The organism is Stenotrophomonas sp. 3diitr2024 (assembly GCF_042136455.1).
Lineage (GTDB): Bacteria > Pseudomonadota > Gammaproteobacteria > Xanthomonadales > Xanthomonadaceae > Stenotrophomonas > Stenotrophomonas sepilia.
Genome location: NZ_JBHHMJ010000723.1, coordinates 1 through 305 on the forward strand (window position 1 = coordinate 1; position 305 = coordinate 305).

At 68.2% G+C, this 305-nt stretch carries 2 pseudogenes; one reads left to right on the forward strand and one right to left on the reverse strand.

The features are described from left to right. Window positions 1-118 (forward strand): annotated as a pseudogene (locus ABGA94_RS18870) (proprotein convertase P-domain-containing protein); the annotation flags it as partial. 70 nt (window positions 119-188) lie between these two features. Here the strand turns inward: ABGA94_RS18870 and ABGA94_RS18875 are convergent. Then, window positions 189-305, reverse strand: a pseudogene (locus ABGA94_RS18875) (GNAT family N-acetyltransferase); the annotation flags it as partial.

Consider the following 305-nt stretch of genomic DNA (forward strand, 5'->3'; position numbering starts at 1 on the left):
TGCCTTCCTGGATGAGAATGCCAGCGGCACCTGGACGCTGGAAGTCACCGACATGGGGCAGGCCGCGACCGCAGCTTCGCGCGGCAACCTCGAATTCTTCAAGATCCGCGTTCTGGGGGCTGGTGGCCGGTGCGCTGTGCCTGCTGGTATTGCGGGCACGGGCACCAGCCTGAGCAAACGTGTCAGGCCGCCATGCGGCCGATGCGGCCGTCCGGGGCCAGCCGACCGGTGCCGACCGGCTGGTTGTCACTGTCCAGCGCCAGCACATGGGCGCTGAGCGGGTCCAGCGCATCGCGTTCCAGTTC